Genomic DNA, 21,203 nt, shown 5'->3' with positions numbered 1-21,203 from the left:
CTTATCTTCCGATCCTTCCTACATCCGCTTGAAATTCAGGCCTCGCAGAGTGAAAAGCAGTAACACTCTTTCCGGATTCCTCGGATTGAGGTGCACCTTTTAAACTCAAACGAGGGAAAACTATGAAAAAAGTTCTCTTTGCTACTTCAGCACTCGTCGCTTCTGCTTCTATGGCATATGCTGACGGTCACGCTGGCGGCGTAACACTCTCCGGTGGCGGTCGCTTCGGTATCGAATACAACGAGCAAGCTGGCGACGTTGCTGGCGGCAGCTCCACAAAAATCGAACGTCGTATGACAATCAACATCGACGGTTCCGGTTCCACAGACGGTGGCCTGGAATTCGGTGGTCGCATTCGTCTGCGTTCACAAGAAGGCGATGCAACATTGCCAGTTTCTTCTGCGAACGTATGGATGGGTAACGACACATTCCGTATCACAGTTGGTAACGCTGACGGCGCTATGATGCAGCGTCTGAACTACTACGCACACGGTAACGTAGGTCTGACAGGTATTGGCTGGCAGAACCTGTCATTCAACATCGGTTCCTTCGGTTCCGGCGCGTCCTTCTACGTGAACTCCTTCTCATCCCGTGGCAACACAGGTGACGTTGTTCGCTTGGACTTCAACGTAGGTGGCTTCGGCGTATCCTTGTCTACAGACTCCACAGGTGATCACCTCTCCAACGGTTCTGAAGATGCAATCGCTGCAAACTACAACTTCGGCGACTGGACTGTTGCTGCTGGTTACGCAGACGACGCAGCGACTATCGGTGGCGTAGCACGTGACTTGGTATCCGCATCTGTTGTTGGTTCCATCGGTGACTTCGGTGTGTCTTTGGCATACTCCGATCTGGAAGACATCGGCGGCAAAGTTGTTCTGTCCGGTTCTTACGACTTCGGTGATACATCTATCACTGGTTTCGTTGGTAACACAGACTTCGACTCCGCAGCTTCTCAAGCACTGGTTGGCGCAACTGAAGACACTGTATACGGTATCGGCTTCACACACTCCTTGGGTGGTGCGGTTCTGGCTGGTGGTGTTTCCAAAAGCTTCAACGACAACACTCGTGCTGACTTGGGTGTTCGTTTCAACTTCTAATTTGAAGATGAAATACCTTATTGGAAGAGCAGGCTCCGGCCTGCTCTTTCTTTTTGTGCATTCGGATTTTTAGACTTGCCGAATGATCTGCCTCGCGCCACATAGGTTTTATGTCCCTATCAGATATCAAATCCCGCATCGAAAAAGCCGAAGCCGCCGCAGGGCGTGACATCGGCAGCACGAAACTCATCGCTGTGTCAAAGGTACAGCCAAATGAACGCGTGCATGGAGTTCTGGAACAAGGACACCGCCTGTTTGGCGAAAACAAAGTCCAAGAAGCCCAAGGCAAATGGCCCGACTTTCGCGCAGAATTTGGCCCCGTCGATGTTCATCTGATCGGCCCCTTGCAAACCAACAAGGTTAAAGCCGCAGTAGAGTTGTTCGATGCCATCCATGCCGTGGATCGCCCGAAACTCGCCCGTAAAATTGCTTCCGAAATTCAGGCGCAGGGCAAATCCCCTGACTTGTTCATCCAAGTCAATACCGGCGAAGAAGATCAGAAAGCTGGCGTTCTGCCCGCCGAGGCCGATGCGTTCATCAAAGAATGCCGTGATATGGATCTGACCATTGCGGGTTTGATGGTTATTCCGCCTGTGGACGAGGAGCCGAGCCTGCATTTTGCCCTTTTGCGCAAAATTGCGGAACGAAACGGCATCGATGGCCTTTCAATGGGCATGAGCAGCGATTTTGAACGCGCCGTTGCATTGGGGGCAACCCACATCCGCGTCGGCTCTGCAATTTTTGGCGATAGAACGTACAGCTAGCGGATCACGACCCGCGATTTTGGCTTCCAGTTCACCAAAATCCGCACCAAATCATCTTCACGAAACGCGACACAGCCCTCAGTTGGGTGCCGTGGCTTACGCCACTTGTGCAGGAAGATTGCACTGCCTTTGCCCGCCACCGCGTTTGGAAAATTATAATCAAGGATAACAAAAATGTCGTAAAGCGGATCGGCGCGGCGCAGTCTTTCATGGCTAAACCGATGGGTTCGAAGATCGGTGCTGTGATTATAGTCAGGATCGCGCGGATCATCCGACCACACATCCATCAACGCAATGGGTTGGCAATGAACATTTGGTGCATCAAACCCAATCCGATCAGGCCGATACCCACAGCCCATAATCTGAAACGTGCCGCGAGGGGTGATTCCATCCCCTTCACCGCCTTTCACACCAATGCCACCGCGCCCAATAGCGCAGGGCATCGTCACACCTTGAAACCGTGCGCCCCAGCGCGTGATCACCAAGTCATCAAACCGTGTCAAAACAGGTGTCCGCTTTTTTTGGCTTTCACGTCCAAATAATCCGTGTTTTGCGTGGTGCGCCCCACTTGCAAGGGAACACGCTCCGCCACAGAAACCCCTGCTTCTTCCATCTTGGCCACTTTGGAGGGATTGTTCGTCATCAACCGTGTGGATTTGAACCCAAGTGCGCGCAAAATCTCAGCGCCCAACTTGAAATCCCGCTCATCATCTTCAAAACCCAAGCGGTGATTGGCCTCTACCGTATCGAATCCTTGATCCTGCAACGAATACGCCCGCATCTTATTGGCCAACCCAATTCCACGGCCCTCTTGGTTCAAGTACAGCAAAACACCTGCACCCTCTGCCCCGATCTGCGCCATGGCCGCCTGCAACTGTGCGCCGCAATCACATTTTAACGATCCCATTATGTCGCCTGTAAAACAGGCCGAATGCAACCGCGACAGAACGGGTTGATCCCGCGCGGGGTTGCCCACCTCGATCGCGTAATGCTCTTCGCCACCATCCCGTTTGCGATACACATGCACCTTGGAGTTTTCGGACGCCAACAATGGAACCCGCGCCCCAGATATCAGATCAAGCGGCATCCGTTTCGCCGCCGCTGCCATGACATCAAATACATCCAACTGCACCAAACCATCCATCGCCCCAGACATCGGCGCAAAAACAGCCCCTGGCAACAACCCAGCCCCCTTGCACAATGATATTGCCGCGCGATCCGCAATGGCTTGTCCCTCGCGCATGTATTGAAACGGGCCTTTCATCGGCACTTGCAGGTCCAATGACGGGTCCGCCATCGCGTGAACCCACGTGGCGGGTGCATCTGCTGGTACGGCAATGCGCACCAAATCTCCATCATAGGGGGGTGCGGCCAGCGTTTCCGCGCGTCGATCCGTTAACGCCAAATGCAACGCACCCGACATATCGCGAATCTGAGCCAATCGTTCGGAACTTAGCGTTTCAATCGCACTCACAGCCCAATCCGTGGTCCCATCCCGCAGCACAATCGGCACGCCAATCCGCAAATCAGCCCGCGCACGCGCAATCTTTTCGTCTAATGTTACGGAAAACGGCATCTCGTTCCTGCATTTTGAAACATTTCCTTCGCTTTCTATATCTGTGATCGGTCAGAAGTGAAACATTTGATCGGTTTTCGACACATGCCTGTGAGGCGGATTGCTCAAAACTCTGTTTCAGCGCAACTTCAACTCAAGCGAAGGAGTTGACAGATGAGCAACGTTAAAAAAATTCTGATGGTAGACGATGATGAGGATCTGCGCGAAGCACTCGCCGACCAGCTGGTTCTCACCGAAGATTTCGATGTATTCGAGGCCGAAGATGGTGCCTCTGGTTTAGAACGCGCAAAAGAAGCCCTTTATGATTTGGTGCTTTTGGACGTGGGCCTGCCCGATATGGATGGCCGCGAACTGTGCCGCCTGATGCGCAAACAGAGTGTGAAATGCCCAATTGTGATGCTGACAGGTCACGACACAGACGCCGACACGATCCTCGGCTTGGATGCTGGTGCAAACGACTATGTGCCAAAACCGTTCAAATTTCCTGTGCTGCTCGCTCGCATTCGTGCGCAGCTGCGCCAGCATGAACAGTCTGAAGACGCGGTGTTTAATCTTGGACCATACACCTTCAAACCCGCCTCTAAGATGTTGATTACAGAGGATGAAAAGAAAATTCGTTTGACCGAGAAAGAGACGAATATTCTTAAATTCCTTTACCGCGCCCAAGATGGTGTGGTTGCCCGCGATGTGCTGTTGCACGAAGTTTGGGGCTACAACGCGGGTGTCACAACCCATACGTTGGAAACACACATCTATCGTTTGCGTCAAAAGATCGAGCCTGATCCCAGCAACGCACGGCTTTTGGTCACAGAATCAGGTGGTTATCGCCTGAACGTATAAAATTTCCCTTGGAGTTTTTCATAGTTTCTCCCCGGACTGGCCCGCCTTTTGGCGGGTCTTTTTTGTTTGCGCAACGCTACCACGGCGTTACGTTAAGATATGAAAAAACTTTTGCTCTATGCTATTTACGCCCTCCTCCTCATTGTTTTCATTTGCGGCACGGCACTTTGGGCGAGCGTGAAGCTGCGCGAAACAGAACAACTCGCGGACATACTGCCTGAAAATGGCCTGCGCGTTGAAACGAGCGAACTGACCGTCCATATCACCCCCACCGGAACCAACACGGATACGCCCGTTTTGCTGATTCACGGCACTGGCAGTTGGGGTGGATATTGGCAGGAAACAGCAGATATTATCGCCGCCAATGACTATTACGCGCTGGCGCTTGATGTGCCCCCTTTTGGGTACAGTGATCGCGCACCAGATGGCAATTATGGACGCGTGGCGCAGGCCAACCGCATTATTGCCACTGTTGATGCGCTGGGGACCAAACCCATCGTCGTAGCCCATTCTTTTGGCGCCTCTGTCGCATTGGAAACTGTCTTGCTGGCGCCTGAAAAATTTGCGGGCTTGGTTATCGTTTCAGGGGCCGTCGGCCTGAACGCGCATGAAACTGGGCCCGACACATTGCCACTGCCGGCCCGCAGCAAATACGTCCGCCGCGCAGGTGTAGCGCTCACGTCCACCAATGGGCTAATGACAGAAAGCCTAATCAAATCGTTTATTTACGATAAATCCCTAGACGTGTCGAAATACGCCACCGTTTTGCAACAACCGATGATCCGCAAAGGCACAACTGCCGCTCATGCGGATTGGCTCGTTGATCTGTTGGTGCCACCCAAAGACGCGCTTTCAACGCGCAAGGATGAAATCGCAAAACTTACCATGCCGACGGCCTTTATCTGGGGCGACAAAGACGAAGTTTCCCCTCTCGATGTCGGTCAAACCCTCAACTCATTGATCGCGGGCAGCACGCTTGATGTTATGCCAGACATCGGCCATATCCCGCAGATCGAAAATTCCGAATTGTTCCACAAACACCTGCTCGGGGCCTTGGCGCAAATTTCGGGTGGCAGCGAGTAATTCCATCCGCTACGGTCCGCGAAACTCATCAAGGACCGCGCCTATGCCCATCACCGTTTGCACATGGAACATCAACTCCGTCCGTTTGCGTGAACCCATTGTGTTGGATTTGCTTAAACAGGAACAACCAGACGTTCTGTGCCTGCAAGAATGCAAAAGCCCAGTTGACCTGATCCCCACCGAAAACTTTGCCGCCCTTGGATATCCCCACATGGTTGCGCGGGGGCAGAAGGGTTATAACGGCGTGGCGATCTTGTCCAAACATCCTCTGATTGACACGGGCCACCGCGATTTTTGTGAAAAAGGGGACGCGCGACATGTGTCAGCGCAGCTTCCTAATGGTATGACAATCCACAATTTTTATGTCCCAGCAGGGGGCGATGTGGCGGATCGTGAAAAGAATGAAAAGTTCGGGCACAAAATGGATTTCCTTGCTGAAATGCGGGACTGGTTCACAGCCGAAGCCATGCAAAAATCCGTTCTTGTGGGGGATTTGAATATCGCTCCACGTGAAGATGATGTTTGGGACCACAAAAAATTGCTCAAGGTCGTATCCCACACCCCGATCGAGGTCGAAGCACTGGCAGAAACCCAAAATGCAGGCAACTGGGTCGATGTCACACGTCAAGACATCACAGAGGGCAAACTTTACACATGGTGGTCCTATCGCGCCCGCGATTGGGACGCCGCAGACAAGGGACGCCGCCTCGATCACATCTGGGCAACCCCCGATATTTCGGGCAAAGCACATTCATCCCGCGTCTTGCGCGATGCGCGTGGCTGGGAAAAACCAAGCGATCACGCACCTTTATTTGCAACATTTGATGTTGATTAAGTCACGCATCAACGCACCTTTTACGGCAATTCTCTTGCAACGCTTGCAACACCCCCCAAGTTGAATCAGACTGGACCTAAGGTCATTTCAACTTAGGGGACGATTATGAACCTCATTACGAAACGCGCCCTCCTGCTTGGGTCAGGGGCGTTGATAGGCGGCTATTTTGGCGCCAAATACGGGCCTAAGGTCCCTGTGTTGGACGGCACAACATCGCTGCAACCAGAGCCTTGGAGCAAAGAAAAACCGATCACTTTGAACGATGCAAGCGGTCTGTCCGAAACGCCCGTTCACAAGCATATAATTGTGAAACAGGATCCTGGCCAAGGGTTGGTGTCAATCCTGCGTGACGAGTTGAAAACTGCCAAGGCCGAAGGACGCCCCGTCAGCCTGTCCGCCGCACGGCATTCCATGGGTGGTCAATCCATCCCCCGTGACGGCCATGCCATCACACTGGCGACGGACATGTTCGAACCAGACACCGCCAACAGCACCTTTCGGTGTTCTTCTGGCCTGCGCTGGGACAGTGCCATCAAGCAAATGGACGCCATCGGTTTTGGCCCCAAGGTTATGCAATCGAACAATGATTTCGGAATTGCATCCACTTTTTGTGTCAACGCGCACGGCTGGCCCGTGCCTTATTCCGCAATGGGCAGCACAACGCGCAGTTTCAAAATGCTGATGCACGACGGAGAGCTGATAACCTGCTCGCGTAGCGAAAATCAGGACATTTTCAACCTCACCATGGGGGGATATGGGCTCACGGGTCTTATCACCGAAATGGACGTGGAGATGGTCCCCAATGCCCGCCTTCTGCCCACGTTCGAAGAGATGTCTGGCAAAGAGTTTGGCACCAAATTCATGGCAGTGCTCAAGGACCCAACTGTGCAAATGGCCTACGGTCGCATGAACGTGGATAAGCGGGATTTCTTTGATAACGCTCTGATGATCACCTATCGCCCCACCGAAAACCAAGATGATCTGCCGCCCGCCAGCGGCTCTGGCTTCGTCTCAAAATTTGCCCGTAACCTCTTCCGCGCGCAGCTCGGCCATGAGAGTGTAAAACGCCGCCGTTGGTGGGTGGAAACCGATCTGCAAGCCAAGCTGACGGCGGGCGAAGTCACCCGTAACAGTCTGATCAACGAACCTGTTGTCACCCTTGATGATCGCGATCCGACTCGCACCGATATCCTGCACGAATACTTCATCGAACCGAGCCGTTTTGCGGAGTGGGTTGATGTATGTAAACGCGTGATTCCAGGGTCTTATCAAGAGCTCCTCAACATCACCCTGCGTTATGTGGCCCCTGATAACGAGGCGGTTTTGTCCTATGCCCCCGTGGATCGCATCGCCTGTGTGATGCTGTTTTCCCAAGAAATGACAGCCCGAGGCGAGGCCGATATGGCCCGCATGACCCGTGAATTGATCCAAGGCACAGCAGAGCTTGGTGGGGCGTATTATTTGCCGTACCGATTGCACGCCACACAAGATCAGTTCATCCAAAACTACCCCGCCGCCACGCAATTCGCCGCCGCGAAACGTGCGCTTGATCCGCAACTTCTGTTCCGCAATGCACTGTGGGACACCTACATGGCAGACCTCTGATGACCACACTCCGTTATATCTGTTTTGGCTACACGGTATCTTTGTTGATTGCCGCGTCGCTCAACTACATCCCCGGTCTTACCGATGCCGAAGGTCTCGCATTTGGCATCTTCGCACTCGATATTTTTGACGACAGTCTGCACTTCTTCTCTGCTCTTTGGGCATTGATCGCGGGCCTTATGTCTCATCGCGCGGCGCGTATTTTCCTCACCTATTTTGGGGCGCTTTACCTCGGCGATGGCCTTTTGGGATTGATTACAGGATCAGGCTACCTCGACTTTGGGATTTTCAACTACGGCATCCAAGATCTTGGATTCATGTTCAAAGTCTTCAACAATCTCCCTCACCTTGCGCTTGGCGGTTTCGCCTTGTTCGCGGTTTGGATGTGGGATCGTAAGTGATGCGGTTTCTGTGGCGGTGGACAACGCGGCTGATCCTGTTGCTGGTCATTCTTGTGATCGGCCTGTTGGCCCCCGTCGGCTACAACGAAATTGCTTGCCGGGGCGATGTGATGGACGAGGCGTTCGAGCCCCAAATCGCAGCAGAAGATCATCGCGATGAATCCGCCACATATCTAACTTATCCCGAATGGCACATTGTCTTTGCCTATGACGATTACGCCAAAGTGCTAGAGACTGGAAATCCGCACGAATTTGGATATTGGCGTTCCATATCAGGGTTTTGGTCTGCACTCTGTAACCTAACAGAAACCGCTGACAATCACGGCGGGGCGCCTGATACTAAAAACATGGTTTACGTGATCGGTGTGTCTTTCACCGCCGAACTGCTCGCCAAAGCGGCCTATGAAGAAACCATCGGGCGGTTTTTCACATGGGTCGGTGGGCGATCTGCTAGCGATAAGGCCTCTGCACAAATGGCCCGCGATTATGCGGAGTTCCTGCACCAAATCCCATGGTATAAATACGACTTTCCATCCGACATCGCAGAGCTAAAGGCCATTGGCCCTGAAACACTGCGCGATCGGGAACGGCAATTTGCACTTGGGCTCGAATTTGGCGCAAAAGCGCAATACGCAAAAGCAATTGCCAAAGCCGTCGAAACCACGGGTCAAGCCAAGCTAACCATTCGCTCCATCGTGAACAATCTCACGGTCGAAGAACTCCGCGGCATTGACGGCGTCACAGTGATCCGTGCCACACCAGATGGAACCGAAATCGACACGCCCCGCTATGCCGCCTTTACCGATATCCTGCGCCAGATCGCAGCCAAAGGCGGACGCATCAGCGAAATTGCCGGCAATGATGAAATCATGATCACGATCACAGGCTTTGATCGTCCTGATATACTTGCGGACTTGCCCGTGCTGGCCACGCTGCAACGTCAGGGTTATGATGATCTGCGATGGCTCGTGGATGTACAACTGACCGATCTTCACACTGTCATTCGCGCATTGGAAGGAACAGATGCAACGCTGGAACATATATTCGATTACTAGCGTGATCGCCGCCGCATGGTTAACCCTTTCCGCGGGTGTTATGTGGGCAACGGACGCTGCGCCCGGGGCATTGGTGTTTTTTCCTTCGAACGCGCTTATGTCGAACTTGCCCGATGATACGGCCGTCACGGGCGGCAACCGCATTTCTGTGACCCTTTCAAGCACCGAACCCCACCTAACCCGCAAACTTTATGCGGCGGGGGCGTGGTTGGTGTTGCCCGCAGGATTAACGGGTTGTCTGAAACCGCCGCAGGCTTTTCTCTGAACCCTTGTCGCGTGGCGCTTAATCCCCTAAATCAGCATCAACCTCAGATTTTTGAAACGAGAGACCAATGCTCGAACTGAACGCAAACCAATCCGCCCCCGCTGGTGATTTGATTAAAGACACGGACGAAACCACCTTTATGGACGATGTTGTCGAAGCATCGAAATCCACGCCTGTGATTGTTGATTTCTGGGCCCCGTGGTGTGGCCCATGCAAAACGCTAGGCCCCGCGCTCGAGGCGGCAGTGACCGCAGCTGGCGGCAAGGTAAAGATGGTGAAAATCAACGTTGACGAAAACCAAATGATCGCCAGCCAAATGCGCGTGCAATCCATTCCAACGGTCTTTGCCTTTCAAGACGGCCAACCCATTGACGGATTCCAAGGCGCGTTGCCCCCATCCGAAGTCGAAGCCTTTGTGAAAAAAATGGCCGACCTTGCCCCAGAACAGGACAATGGTCTGGCAGATGCTGTGATCGCCGCAGAAGAAATGCTGGCCGAAGGTGCTGCCGAAGACGCCGCACAAACCTTTGTTGCGGTTCTGGATGAAGAACCCGAAAATGCAGGGGCCTATGCAGGTTTGATCCGCGCGTTGATGGCGCTTGGCGATTTGGAAAAAGCCGAAACACTTGTTCTGAACATCCCTGCCGCAATTGCGGAAGACAGCGATGTACAATCCGCCAAAGCCCAATTTGAATTGGCCGCCAGTGCCGCAGACGCAGGCGAAGCAGGGGAGTTGCTGGCAAAACTGGAAGCCAACCCAGATGACCACGCCGCGCGTCAAGAACTCGCCACTGTCTATGTGGGCGATGGCAAAATGGAAGAGGCCATCAACGAGCTCTTAGAACTGTTTCGCCGTGACCGCGACTGGAATGATGGCGCGGCGAAGGAACAGCTTTTCAAAATCTTCGACAGCCTCGGCCCGATGGACGAAATGGCCAAAACAGGCCGTCGCAAATTGTCGTCGATGATTTTTGCCTAAACCGATCAAAGGGCTATGTCAGACCTATGATGACCATAACTGACTTTCCATCGACCATTCCTTTGTTCCCGCTGCCAAGCGCACTGCTTTTGCCGCGGGCACGCTTGCCGCTCAATATTTTTGAGCCGCGGTATCTGGCCATGATCGAAGACGCGTTGAAAACCGATCATCGCCTGATTGGGATGATCCAGCCACGCGAAACGCCCAAAGGCAAAACGGAAACCAGTCTGCAACAAATTGGCTGCGCGGGTCGCATAACATCTTTTTCTGAAACCGAAGACGGGCGGTATCTGATCACGCTTTCTGGGATCAGCCGCTTTCGTTTGGTTGCAGCGCACCACGGCTTTAAACCCTATCTTACCGCTGATGTGGATTGGTCCAGCTTTGCTGCGGATCGGGGCGGTGCGGATGTGGACACCCGCTTTGATCGACCGAAATTTCTAAAAACCCTGTCGCGGTTTTTCGATGCCACGTCTTTGTCCACCGATTGGGACAGCCTCAAGGAGGCGGACGAAGAATTACTGGTGAACTCTCTGTCGATGTTGTGCCCGTTCGAACCGGCCGAAAAACAAGCACTGTTAGAAGCCCCTGATTTGGCGAACCGCCGTGAAACTCTGGTTACATTGATGGAGTTTGCAGTGGCGGGCGATCCAGGCGATGATCTTTTGCAATGAGCCAAGCAGAAACCAAATTCGACGTTAAAATGCTCGAGGCACTGATCTGCCCCGAAACACACTGCACGCTCACGCTCGATTCCGATGCGCAAGAATTGATCTCGCCTCAGGCAAAGCTGGCATTTCCGATCCGAAACGGCATTCCGATTTTGCTGATCGATGAGGCGCGAAAATTGGACTAACTCAGCGCCTTTCTGGAACGCAATTTTCGCGTAATCCTATCTCTTTTGCTGCACTAAAATCATCACTCACCTCTTACCAAACCCTTAACGTCGACACGTTCATTTGGACGTGTCGGCTTTTAGAATTCGTTAAGGAATACGTCGATTGCACAAGAACCCAATTTTGGATTAAATCGCGCGGCCTTGCATCAATCGGGGCAAATCTCCCGTTAATCCCGCCGCCTGTCGGATCATTGTGCGCCGCACCGTTGGGGCCGCATTTGCCGCCCCCAGCGCCAAATCCCGCAGACCACGCAACAACGGATTATCATTCGAAAACACGCGATTGATCCCATCCGTTGCCACAGCCAAAGCCGCCGTATCAAATCGCCGCCACTGCTCATAGGGTTGCAACGCTGTGAGTGACCCTATGTCCTGCCCCCGCCGTGCCGCATCTGCCAGCACTTCGGCCAATGCCGCCACATCGCGCAGGCCAAGGTTCAATCCCTGCCCAGCCAATGGATGAATGCCATGGGCCGCGTCCCCAACCAAGGCCACACGGTCCGCCACAAAAGATTGCGCCAAAGACAAGCCAAGCGGATACTTAAAACGTTCCCCTGCCAGCGAAACATCCCCCAAAAACTCGCCAAAACAAGGACGCAAACAGGCCAGATACTCCGCATCTGACAGCCCGTGAATGACATCCGCCCGATCCGCAGTTTCGGTCCACACAATCGAAGACCGGTTGCCTGGCAACGGTAAAATCGCCAGCGGCCCAGCAGGCATAAACAACTGATGCGCACAGCCTTGATGGGGCAAGTCATGTTCAACCGCACACACAAGCGAAGATTGCGCATATTGCCAACCTATCCGCCGAATACCGCTGCGCTGCGCCACCGCACTTTGCCGTCCATCACAGCCCACCAACATCCGCCCGCGCAACGTTCGCCCATCCTTAAGCGTAATGGTCACACCGCCAGCATCCACATCATGCGCCACGACCGAAGCACCTGCCAAATGGGTCACATGACCCGCCGCTACGATCCCATCCAGCAAGGCACGGCGCAAAAAACGATCCTCAATCATGTGCCCCATCGGGCCTTCTTCGATTTCTGTATGATCGAAATGCACGAAATATGGGGATGCCCCCTCACCTGGCCGCCCATCGGACACTTTGATATCCAAAATCGGCTGGCTGTCGGCCGCCACCGCATCCCACACGCCAAGCGTGCGCAGCATCCGTTGTGACGTTAGCGCCAGCGCATACCCCCGCCCGTCAAATGCAGCATCTTTGCGCGCGTCCACTGGCATTGCGTCAACAATCACGCTGTCAAAACCAACCTGCGCCAAAGCCAAGGCCAGCGCCGTGCCATTCAGCCCACCGCCAACAATCAGGATATCCGTATCAAAACTCATACGCCAGATATGCCCCAAATGCTGGGATTGTCCATTGGGCATTCCGCCGCTACGGTCACGAAAAAGACGAAAGGGTTTCTCATGTCAGACACTTGGCTTTCCGCAACCGCAAGCGACCTTGGCCGTGGCATCGCCGCTGGCGATATTGATCCCGTTGAATTGACAGAAACATACCTTAATGCGGCTGAATCCCACGAATTCAGTAGTCGAATTTACACCCATGTCACCCGCGATCGCGCCATGGCCGAAGCAAACGCCGCCAAATCCCGCGCAGATATGGGCTTGCGCCGCTCGTTGTTGGATGGCGTTCCGATTTCTTGGAAAGACCTTGTGGATACCGCAGGGATAGAAACCAAAGCAGGCTCCGATCTGTTGTCTGGCCGCGTCCCTCAGCATGACGGCGAATGCTTGGCCAGTGCCACCCGCGCCGGGCTGGTTTGCATGGGGAAAACCCACATGTCCGAACTGGCGTTTTCTGGCCTTGGAGTGAACCCAATCACCGCTACCCCTCCTTGCGTTAATAATCACGATGCCGCACCGGGTGGCTCCTCTTCTGGCGCGGCTGCATCCGTGGCATTTAACACCGCTGCCGCTGGTATCGGGTCGGACACGGGCGGGTCTGTTCGCATTCCTTCCGCGTGGAACGATCTGGTTGGCCTGAAAACCACTGCCACACTCGTTTCTCTCAATGGCGTCGTCCCGCTCGCAGAATCCTTTGACACAATCGGCCCGCTCTGCCGCTCTGTCGAAGACGCTGGCCACCTGTTGGCAGCCATGACAGGCGGCACTGCTCCTGATTTAAAAAACACCACACTTGCGGGGCGCCACTTTGCCATCTGCAAAACATCCGCGCTCGACGATGTGGACCCAACCGTGATGAAAGGCTTTGACGCCACCGTTGCAAAACTGACCGCCGCAGGGGCAAAAATCACCGAGCTCGACATTCCTTTCATGCCTGAAGCCCTCGGTCTTTCGAGCGTCTTGTTCACAGGCGAAGCCTACGCAGAATGGAAAACAGAAATCGAAGCGACCCCTGATGTCATGTTCCCTGAAATCCTCGAGCGGTTCCGCATTGGCCTCAACCACTCAGCTGTCGATTACGTGCGGGCGCAAAAACGCATGATGCAATTGCGGCGCGAATACAACGCCCTAACCGCGCCATTTGATGCAGTTATCGCACCTACATCCCCCGTGATGCCGCCAAATGTACAACGGCTTGAAACGGACAGTGAATATTATCAACGCGTGAACTTGCTTGCCTTGCGCAACACCCGTATCGGCAATCTGATGGGCCTGTGCGCCCTGACTTTGCCAACGGATGAGAAAAGCGTCGGGCTCATGGCTCTATCTGCCCCATTTTCCGAAGCAAAACTGCTGCGTATCGGCAATGCGATGGAAGCCGCCCTTCGCGGGTAGGCCATAATCCCAGCCTAGACGACAAAAAAGCCACAGATTTGCCATGATCGCCAAAAGACATTTGGCGCAACCGCCTCTTTTGGCTAAAGTGTAGTCAAACGGGGCGTTTAGACCCCAGACCCTGAGGCAGACATGCAATTTCCAGAGCGGTTTTCGAACCTGCCAGAATACGCTTTCCCGCGTTTACGCGCGCTGTTGGATTCCCATCCTGCAGGCGGAGAAGAATTGGCTATGTCTTTGGGCGAGCCAAAACACCCGTTTCCCACGTTTATCACCGAAGAAATCGTTAAGAACGCAGCGGGTTTTGCCAATTACCCCCCCAATGACGGCTCGGCTGAACTGTTGTCTGCGATTGCCGATTGGGTGAACAAGCGGTTCAACGTAAAACTAGATGCAGCGACGCAAATCATCACCCTGAACGGCACACGCGAAGGGCTGTTCAACGCCTGTATCGCCACCTGCCCCGAAGTGAAAAACGGCAAGCGTCCAAACGTGTTGATGCCCAACCCGTTTTATCAGGTCTACGCTGTGGCCACCATGACTGCTGGCGCGAACCCTGTTTATGTAAACGCCACCGCCGAAAATGGGTTTTTGCCTGATTTTTCCACGGTGTCCGCTGAAACGCTCGACAACACAACCATTGTGTATCTGTGTTCACCGTCAAACCCACAAGGGGCTGTGGCCACATCAGAATACTGGCGCAACCTACTGGAATTGGCTGAAAAACATGATTTCCGTGTCTTTGCCGATGAATGCTATTCCGAGATTTATCGCGGCGACGCCCCAACGGGTGCAATCGAAGTTGCCACCGAAATGGGCGCAAACCCTGAACGGTTGGTGATTTTTCATTCTCTATCCAAACGATCCAATTTGCCCGGTCTTCGGTCTGGGTTCGCCGCCAGTGGCCCACAAAACATCGCGGCCATGAAACAGCTGCGCAATTATGCAGGCACACCACTGCCATTGCCACTGCAGCACGCCGCAATCCGCTGCTGGCGCGACGAAGATCATGTGGTGGAAAACCGCGCCCTGTACGGTGCGAAATTCAAACTGGCAGATGAGATTTTTGGCGATGTGGACGGCTACGTCCCACCGCAAGCAGGGTTTTTCCTGTGGCTCCCCGTGAAGGACAGCGAAGAAGCCACATTGAAACTCTGGAAAGCGTCTGGAGTCAAAGTACTCCCCGGGGCGTATCTAGGAAGAGAGGTCGACGGCCACAATCCAGGTCACGGATATATCCGTGCAGCGATGGTCGCGCCAATTGATGACATGACGCGCGGATTGCACGAAATTCGCCGCCATTTGTACGAGGGATAGGGACATGGCGTATCAAACACGGTCACGCGATCCACTTTTGGAAACACACATGCAAGAAGCGATCCGCAAACGCGGTCGTGAACTGATTGGATTGGCCATGGTGGCCGTTTCCATTCTGTTTGCTGCGATGCTGTGGTCGTATTCCCCCACGGATCCCAGTTGGTCTTCGGCCACATCCCAACCCGCTCAAAACATGCTCGGCGCTTTTGGCGCAGGCATCGCGTCCAAGCTAATCCTTGCCATTGGCTGGGCTTCTTGGTGCATGCCACTTTTGTTGTTTGTGTGGGGTACGCGCTTTGTCCTGCATCTGGGCGATACGCGCCTCATCGGTCGCGCTGTTGTGATCCCTGTTTTCTTGGCAGTCAGCGCCATTTTCCTTGCCACACATGTGCCACCGTCTATCTGGCCTCATGGCTTTGGTCTTGGCGGCCTGTCAGGGGACGCCGCCCTTGGCATTGTGATGGATTTGGTTCCGCTCAGCCTGACCATTCGTTTGATCGTTGTGTCTTTGGCTTTGGGTGCGCTGTTCATTGTAACAGGGTTGTTTACACTTGGTTTTTCAAAATTAGAACTGCGTTACATCGCACATTATTCGTTGATTGCGATTATCCTGACGTACGCGTCGATTGTCACCATTCTTGGCTTTGTCGCACGCGGTGGGGCCAAAGGGGCATTGGCGGCTAAGGCAACGATTGATGCCCGTCGCGAAGCAAACGCCGAAACCCAAACTGTTGAAACCCTGCGCGGCATGCCAGAAGAGCCCGCAACAGGGGGCAAGCCAGCAGAGCAAGCACCAACAGCCAAATCTTGGTCTGTGCCAAAATTCAAACTTCCAACCCTGCGCAAAGATGCCCCTGCCAGTGATCTTGATGAAGTCATTGATCTCACCGCTGAAGATGACGAAGAACAAGATCGTGTGCGCAATCGCATCAACGATGCCATTAAGTCCAAAGTTCTGCGCGCCCGCACTTTGCGCGTTGCCGATGAACCTGTCGTGACAGAAAACATCTTTCGCGAACAACCCGATTTTGAAGACCCAGCGGCCCCGTCACTGGGTGGCGCATCTCGTGGTGCAGAAGAAGAACAGCCCATTCCAACATTTATGTCACGCCACCGTGCGCCCGCCACAGAACAAAAATCTGTTGTGAAGCCACGATCGCAAGCCCCTGTTCAGCAAAGCAAAAAAGCCAAAGCAGAGGCACAGCCGAGCCTGTTTAAGCAGCCACAAACAGACTATGAAACACCACCGCTGGAATTGTTGGCAAACCCAACAACCATCGTTCGCCATCAATTGTCTGACGAAGCTTTGGAAGAAAACGCGCGTATGCTCGAAAGCGTGCTCGATGACTATGGTGTCAAAGGCGATATCGTATCTGTACGTCCTGGCCCCGTTGTAACCATGTACGAACTAGAACCCGCGCCAGGCCTCAAGGCATCCCGCGTGATCGGCTTGGCCGATGACATCGCGCGATCTATGTCGGCCCTGTCCGCACGTGTATCTACCGTGCCCGGAAAGTCCGTTATTGGCATCGAACTGCCGAATGAAAACCGCGAAACAGTATTGTTGCGCGAACTGCTGGCATCCCGTGATTACGGCGATGGCGATCACGGTCTGCCTCTTGCGCTTGGCAAAGACATCGGCGGCAAATCCCAAATCGCAAACCTTGCGAAAATGCCTCACTTGCTGATCGCAGGTACGACAGGCTCTGGTAAATCTGTGGCGATCAACACGATGATCCTGTCACTGCTGTACAAGCTGTCACCAGAAGAATGCCGCATGATTATGATCGATCCAAAGATGCTGGAACTGTCTGTGTATGACGGCATCCCACACCTTCTATCCCCCGTAGTGACCGACCCGAAAAAGGCCGTTGTCGCTTTGAAATGGGTTGTTGGCGAAATGGAAGAGCGCTATCGCAAAATGTCCAAAATGGGCGTGCGCAACATCGGCGGCTACAATGCCCGTGTCGAGGCAGCGCTGGCCAAAGGCGAGGATTTCACCCGCACCGTACAAACAGGGTTTGACGATGACACGGGCGAACCCGTGTTTGAAACGGAAACCTTTACACCTGAAAAAATGCCTTTCATCGTTGTGATCGTGGATGAAATGGCCGACCTGATGATGGTTGCAGGCAAAGAAATCGAAGCCTGCATTCAGCGCCTTGCCCAAATGGCCCGTGCGTCTGGCATTCACCTGATCATGGCGACCCAGCGTCCATCCGTTGACGTGATTACCGGTACAATCAAAGCGAACTTCCCAACGCGGATTTCGTTCCAAGTGACGTCAAAAATCGACAGCCGCACCATTCTGGGTGAAATGGGTGCGGAGCAACTGCTCGGTATGGGCGACATGTTGTACATGGCGGGCGGAGGCAAAGTGACCCGTGTTCACGCCCCATTTGCATCGGATGAAGAAGTGGAAGAAGTGGTCAATCATCTGAAACAATTCGGCGAACCCGAATATGTGTCAGGCGTGGTCGAAGGCCCAGCTGACGACAAAGAAAGCGATATCGACGCGGTTCTTGGCCTTGGTGGCAACACCAACGGGGAAAACGCGCTCTACGATCAGGCTGTGGCCATCGTCATCAAAGATCGCAAATGCTCCACCAGCTATATTCAGCGCAAGCTGTCCATCGGCTATAACAAAGCGGCGAAGCTGGTCGAAGAAATGGAAGATCAGGGCGTTGTGTCCCAAGCCAACCATGTGGGCAAACGTGAAATCCTCGTCCCTGAACAGCACTAAAGCGAGATTCCGCCGCACGGCGGGACTCACAACGGTTTGTTTACAGACGGGGTTTTTTCCCTGACCCGCGCCCCCTATATTAACCTGATGAAACGAAGATCCTTTCTTGGCGCTCTTGCAGCGCTCCCGCTCGCAACGCCGGCATTGGCTAATACCAAGCCACTGTCTTTGGCCGAGATTTCGAAATACTTGAACAATCTCACAAACGCCAAGGGCGCGTTCACCCAAGTGAACCCTGATGGCACCCTGTCCAAAGGCACGTTTTACCTCAAACGTCCTGGGCGGATGCGGTTTGAATATGAACCCCCCAACGACGCGCTGGTCATTGCAGGGCAAAGCCGATTGGCCATTTTCGACAATCGTTCCAACGCGGGCCCGCAACAATATCCACTGCACAAAACACCGCTGCACATTATCTTGAAAAGGAATGTGAACCTAAATGCCAGCGGCATGGTCACCGCCCATCAACACGATGGAACCGCCACAACTATCACGGCCCAAGACCCCGAAAACCCGAACTTTGGCAACGTGAAACTGGTCTTCACCGACAGCCCAACCGAACTACGCCAATGGATTGTCACAGACGAAAGCGGGCAAAAAACCACGGTGATTTTGGGGGAGTTGGACAAAACGACCCGCATTTCGGGTCGCCTGTTTGATATTGATCGTATCGTGAAAGAAGGCGACCTCCGCTAACGGAGGTCACTGCATTTTACCGTCGGCGGCAGGTGGCCAGTTGCTGCCCGTACATGTTTGCACGCGCTCGGTTTTTCGCCGCCACATTCAACAACCACTGTTTGCCGCGATAACTGCCACGGTTAAACCCTGTGTGCCCTTGGTGATACGCAAGGTACTGGTTGTAGGCATCGGATTTTGACACGCCGGTCTTTTCCTTGGTCTTGTTCATGTACCAACCCATGAAATCCACCGCGTCACCAAAATTGTCACGGCGCGCAAACCGTTTGCCCGTGGATTTTTTGTACCAATCCCACGTTCCATCCAGCGCCTGGCTGTAACCATAAGCCGAAGATTGACGCCCCATCGGGATCACACCCAACGCATATTTGCGGGGCGTGCGGGCTTTGGCGACAAATCGGCTCTCATGGTAAATCGTGGCAAGGATCACCTCGCGTGGGACATCCCATTTGCGTTCCATCGCTTTCAGATCGCGGGACCAACCCTTGCGTTCCTTCAGCATGACACACGCATTATCAAGATTTCGGGGCGGTGCGGATCGTCCACCTGAGCAGGCGGCAAGGATCAGGACCGCAATTAGGATCGTGCTATATTTCATATCTGCCTCATCATCCGATCTAACGTCGGTATTGAGGATGAAATACACTATTAGCGTGTAAAAATAAAGAGTTTGGTGGCCTCAATTAAACCAAAAACGCCAATGTGATCGGAATTGTCACAACCGACAAAAGCGTGGACACAACCACAAGGCCCGCCACTTCACCTGACTCTGCCCCATATTTTTCTGCCAACAAATAAGATGTGACAGCTACAGGCGTGGACACCTGCAAAACCAGCACAGCCAATGCCACAGGCGCCAGTTCAAAATATTGCCCAATTCCAAACGCCAACCCTGCACAAATCACCACTTTTACAAGGGACAACACCACCGCACGGATTACATTTTCAGGTGTCAGCCTGGCCAAAGCCACGCCAAGCGTAATCAGCATCAGCGGAATCGCCATTTGCCCAATCAGCTCCAACGTATTGGTCAACCAAATCGGCGTTTGCCAGCCCTGCACCATGAACAACCCGCCCAACAGCGTCGCCCCCACCAACGGCTCCTTAATCACCTTGAGCGGGGATCCGCCACCGGACACCAGCCAAATGCCAAAGGTGAATGAGTAAATCCCCATCACCGCGAAAATCACCACGGCATAGCCAAGCCCCACCTCCCCAAAAGCGAACAACGCCAGTGGCAAACCAAGATTGCCTGTATTGCCAAAGATCAGAGGAGCAAGAAAGGTTTGAACATCCAATCGACCGAGCTTTACCAGAACAAAAAACACAACGGTAACAGCGGCGTAGGCCGCACAACTCGCCCAAACCACATCGAACAAAGCACCCCGTTCGATCTCTGTCTTCATCAACGATGTAAAGATAAGCGCAGGCACGCCAATGGTCATTGCCAGCCGCGTAACAAAGGCCACGCGGTACTCGTACCCCAGCTTAACCCAGACCACGCCAATCAGCGCCAAAAGGAAAACAGGTGCCACAATTTGCAGAACTGTTAAGAAAAGGGCCATCTACTGTTTCCTTAAAATTGCTTGCAATCTTTCCGCCAATTTAAGACAAAATGTCAATCGGATCGTTGGGATTCGAGTTTGGGGAAGTACGTTCGAAGATGCTGCACGCAGAAGCAAAATTCACGATTGGACAGGTTGTCCGCCACCGCAAACACCCGTTTCGCGGTGTTATTTTTGACGTGGACCCAACTTTTTCCAATACTGAAGAATGGTGGGAAAGCATCCCCGAAGACGCACGTCCCCGCAAGGAACAACCATTTTATCACCTTTTGGCTGAAAACGATTCTTCTTATTATGTGGCGTATGTATCCGAACAAAATCTTGTCTCAGACACGTCTGGCGCACCTGTGGATCACCCAGAGGTCATCGCAATGTTTGGTGAGTTGAACAATGGGCAATATCAGCTCGATGTTCAGATGAACTAACGCCGACTATTCGGCATCCCGTCATCTTTTGAATCGCAAACGCCTTACGCTGAACCGCGTGGGGCCTTTTTTGATGTTTTGAGAAAGTGATCCGACGCGGCGATCAAGGGTGGGGGCTGTTATGGCCGCCGCGTCGGATGCAAGCAATATTTCAGCTCTGTCTAAAGGAATGCTGGTCAAACGGGGCAAATGCAGGGAAGGAATAAGGCAATATTGTGAAATTTTGATTTCTCAATACCTTTCCAATCATTCCTATGCGAGCGCTCCGTCTAAAGGGTCCTTCTAAA

The 21,203-nt window shown here is 53.4% G+C and carries 22 protein-coding genes; 17 read left to right on the top strand and 5 right to left on the bottom strand.

All coding sequences use genetic code 11. The annotated features are described in order from the left end of the window. Window positions 1–122: 122 nt before the first annotated feature. Window positions 123–1,100 carry a porin gene (locus QBD29_RS02060; protein WP_280099677.1) on the top strand — a complete coding sequence of 326 codons (978 nt, stop codon included), beginning with the start codon at window positions 123–125 and terminating at the stop codon, window positions 1,098–1,100. A 110-nt stretch (window positions 1,101–1,210) separates the two neighbouring features. Then, window positions 1,211–1,864 (top strand): YggS family pyridoxal phosphate-dependent enzyme, encoded by a 654-nt coding sequence (locus QBD29_RS02055; protein WP_280099676.1) that lies wholly within the window; start codon window positions 1,211–1,213, stop codon window positions 1,862–1,864. Here QBD29_RS02055 and QBD29_RS02050 read toward each other — a convergent pair. Both QBD29_RS02050 and ribA read right to left on the bottom strand, forming a co-directional pair. After that, a complete protein-coding gene (locus tag QBD29_RS02050; protein ID WP_280099675.1) occupies window positions 1,861–2,367 on the bottom strand; it encodes a L,D-transpeptidase family protein in 507 nt (168 codons plus the stop codon). The two genes, QBD29_RS02055 and QBD29_RS02050, sit on opposite strands and share 4 nt — an antisense overlap. Next, window positions 2,364–3,440 (bottom strand): GTP cyclohydrolase II, encoded by a 1,077-nt coding sequence (ribA, locus tag QBD29_RS02045; RefSeq protein WP_280099674.1) that lies wholly within the window; start codon window positions 3,438–3,440, stop codon window positions 2,364–2,366. Before ribA ends, QBD29_RS02050 begins: the two co-directional genes overlap by 4 nt. Window positions 3,441–3,593: 153 nt before the next feature. On the opposite strand from ribA, the gene QBD29_RS02040 reads away from it, so the two are divergent. The 10 genes from QBD29_RS02040 to QBD29_RS01995 all read left to right on the top strand — a co-directional run bounded on the left by QBD29_RS02040 (window position 3,594) and on the right by QBD29_RS01995 (window position 11,359). Then, entirely contained in the window at window positions 3,594–4,280 is a 687-nt protein-coding gene (locus QBD29_RS02040) for a response regulator transcription factor (protein WP_280099673.1), read from the top strand. Between the two features lie 99 nt (window positions 4,281–4,379). Beyond that, window positions 4,380–5,363 (top strand): alpha/beta hydrolase, encoded by a 984-nt coding sequence (locus tag QBD29_RS02035; protein ID WP_280099672.1) that lies wholly within the window; start codon window positions 4,380–4,382, stop codon window positions 5,361–5,363. A gap of 43 nt (window positions 5,364–5,406) precedes the next feature. After that, entirely contained in the window at window positions 5,407–6,198 is a 792-nt protein-coding gene (gene xth, locus QBD29_RS02030) for an exodeoxyribonuclease III (RefSeq protein WP_280099671.1), read from the top strand. Between the two features lie 105 nt (window positions 6,199–6,303). Continuing rightward, a complete protein-coding gene (locus tag QBD29_RS02025) occupies window positions 6,304–7,803 on the top strand; it encodes an FAD-binding oxidoreductase (RefSeq protein ID WP_280099670.1) in 1,500 nt (499 codons plus the stop codon). Next, window positions 7,803–8,204 (top strand): hypothetical protein, encoded by a 402-nt coding sequence (locus tag QBD29_RS02020; protein ID WP_280099669.1) that lies wholly within the window; start codon window positions 7,803–7,805, stop codon window positions 8,202–8,204. The genes QBD29_RS02025 and QBD29_RS02020 overlap by 1 nt, the downstream gene beginning before the upstream one ends. Further along, entirely contained in the window at window positions 8,204–9,259 is a 1,056-nt protein-coding gene (locus tag QBD29_RS02015; RefSeq protein ID WP_280099668.1) for a hypothetical protein, read from the top strand. The genes QBD29_RS02020 and QBD29_RS02015 overlap by 1 nt, the downstream gene beginning before the upstream one ends. Further along, window positions 9,228–9,524, top strand: coding sequence for a hypothetical protein (locus QBD29_RS02010; protein WP_280099667.1), 297 nt, complete (start codon window positions 9,228–9,230; stop codon window positions 9,522–9,524). The genes QBD29_RS02015 and QBD29_RS02010 overlap by 32 nt, the downstream gene beginning before the upstream one ends. Window positions 9,525–9,591: 67 nt before the next feature. After that, on the top strand, window positions 9,592–10,503 hold the full coding sequence (gene trxA, locus QBD29_RS02005; RefSeq protein ID WP_280099666.1) for a thioredoxin: 912 nt from the start codon (window positions 9,592–9,594) through the stop codon (window positions 10,501–10,503). Between the two features lie 26 nt (window positions 10,504–10,529). Beyond that, complete coding sequence (locus tag QBD29_RS02000) at window positions 10,530–11,177, top strand: LON peptidase substrate-binding domain-containing protein (protein ID WP_280099665.1); 648 nt, start codon at window positions 10,530–10,532, stop codon at window positions 11,175–11,177. Further along, window positions 11,174–11,359: a Trm112 family protein gene (locus tag QBD29_RS01995; protein WP_280099664.1), complete on the top strand. Its 186-nt coding sequence runs from the start codon at window positions 11,174–11,176 to the stop codon at window positions 11,357–11,359. Before QBD29_RS02000 ends, QBD29_RS01995 begins: the two co-directional genes overlap by 4 nt. 168 nt (window positions 11,360–11,527) lie before the next feature. Here QBD29_RS01995 and QBD29_RS01990 read toward each other — a convergent pair whose 3' ends face one another. Then, window positions 11,528–12,754, bottom strand: a complete 1,227-nt coding sequence (locus QBD29_RS01990) for an FAD-dependent monooxygenase (protein ID WP_280101015.1) — start codon at window positions 12,752–12,754, stop codon at window positions 11,528–11,530. Between the two features lie 81 nt (window positions 12,755–12,835). Between QBD29_RS01990 and QBD29_RS01985 the strand changes: the two genes are divergently transcribed. The 4 genes from QBD29_RS01985 (at window position 12,836) to QBD29_RS01970 (ending at window position 18,926) form a co-directional block, all read left to right on the top strand. Beyond that, window positions 12,836–14,170 carry an amidase family protein gene (locus tag QBD29_RS01985; protein ID WP_280099663.1) on the top strand — a complete coding sequence of 445 codons (1,335 nt, stop codon included), beginning with the start codon at window positions 12,836–12,838 and terminating at the stop codon, window positions 14,168–14,170. Between the two features lie 132 nt (window positions 14,171–14,302). Continuing rightward, window positions 14,303–15,487 (top strand): aminotransferase class I/II-fold pyridoxal phosphate-dependent enzyme, encoded by a 1,185-nt coding sequence (locus QBD29_RS01980; protein ID WP_280099662.1) that lies wholly within the window; start codon window positions 14,303–14,305, stop codon window positions 15,485–15,487. A 4-nt stretch (window positions 15,488–15,491) separates the two neighbouring features. Continuing rightward, window positions 15,492–18,230: a DNA translocase FtsK gene (locus tag QBD29_RS01975; RefSeq protein WP_280099661.1), complete on the top strand. Its 2,739-nt coding sequence runs from the start codon at window positions 15,492–15,494 to the stop codon at window positions 18,228–18,230. Window positions 18,231–18,374: 144 nt separating this feature from the next. After that, entirely contained in the window at window positions 18,375–18,926 is a 552-nt protein-coding gene (locus QBD29_RS01970; RefSeq protein WP_280099660.1) for an outer membrane lipoprotein carrier protein LolA, read from the top strand. A 16-nt stretch (window positions 18,927–18,942) separates the two neighbouring features. Here the strand turns inward: QBD29_RS01970 and QBD29_RS01965 are convergent, their stop codons facing one another. Both QBD29_RS01965 and QBD29_RS01960 read right to left on the bottom strand, forming a co-directional pair. Beyond that, the gene (locus QBD29_RS01965; protein ID WP_280099659.1) at window positions 18,943–19,524 is read right to left on the bottom strand and encodes a transglycosylase SLT domain-containing protein; all 582 of its coding nucleotides are present in this window, start codon (window positions 19,522–19,524) and stop codon (window positions 18,943–18,945) included. A gap of 85 nt (window positions 19,525–19,609) precedes the next feature. Further along, on the bottom strand, window positions 19,610–20,491 hold the full coding sequence (locus QBD29_RS01960; RefSeq protein ID WP_280099658.1) for an AEC family transporter: 882 nt from the start codon (window positions 20,489–20,491) through the stop codon (window positions 19,610–19,612). Between the two features lie 98 nt (window positions 20,492–20,589). Here QBD29_RS01960 and hspQ point away from each other — a divergent pair, with 98 nt between their 5' ends. Further along, window positions 20,590–20,916 carry a heat shock protein HspQ gene (gene hspQ / locus QBD29_RS01955; protein WP_280099657.1) on the top strand — a complete coding sequence of 109 codons (327 nt, stop codon included), beginning with the start codon at window positions 20,590–20,592 and terminating at the stop codon, window positions 20,914–20,916. Window positions 20,917–21,203 lie beyond the last annotated feature (287 nt).

Source organism: Amylibacter sp. IMCC11727 (assembly GCF_029854195.1).
Lineage (GTDB): Bacteria > Pseudomonadota > Alphaproteobacteria > Rhodobacterales > Rhodobacteraceae > Amylibacter.
Note: the sequence above shows the minus strand (reverse complement) of the source record. Positions and strands in the feature narration are given on the sequence as shown.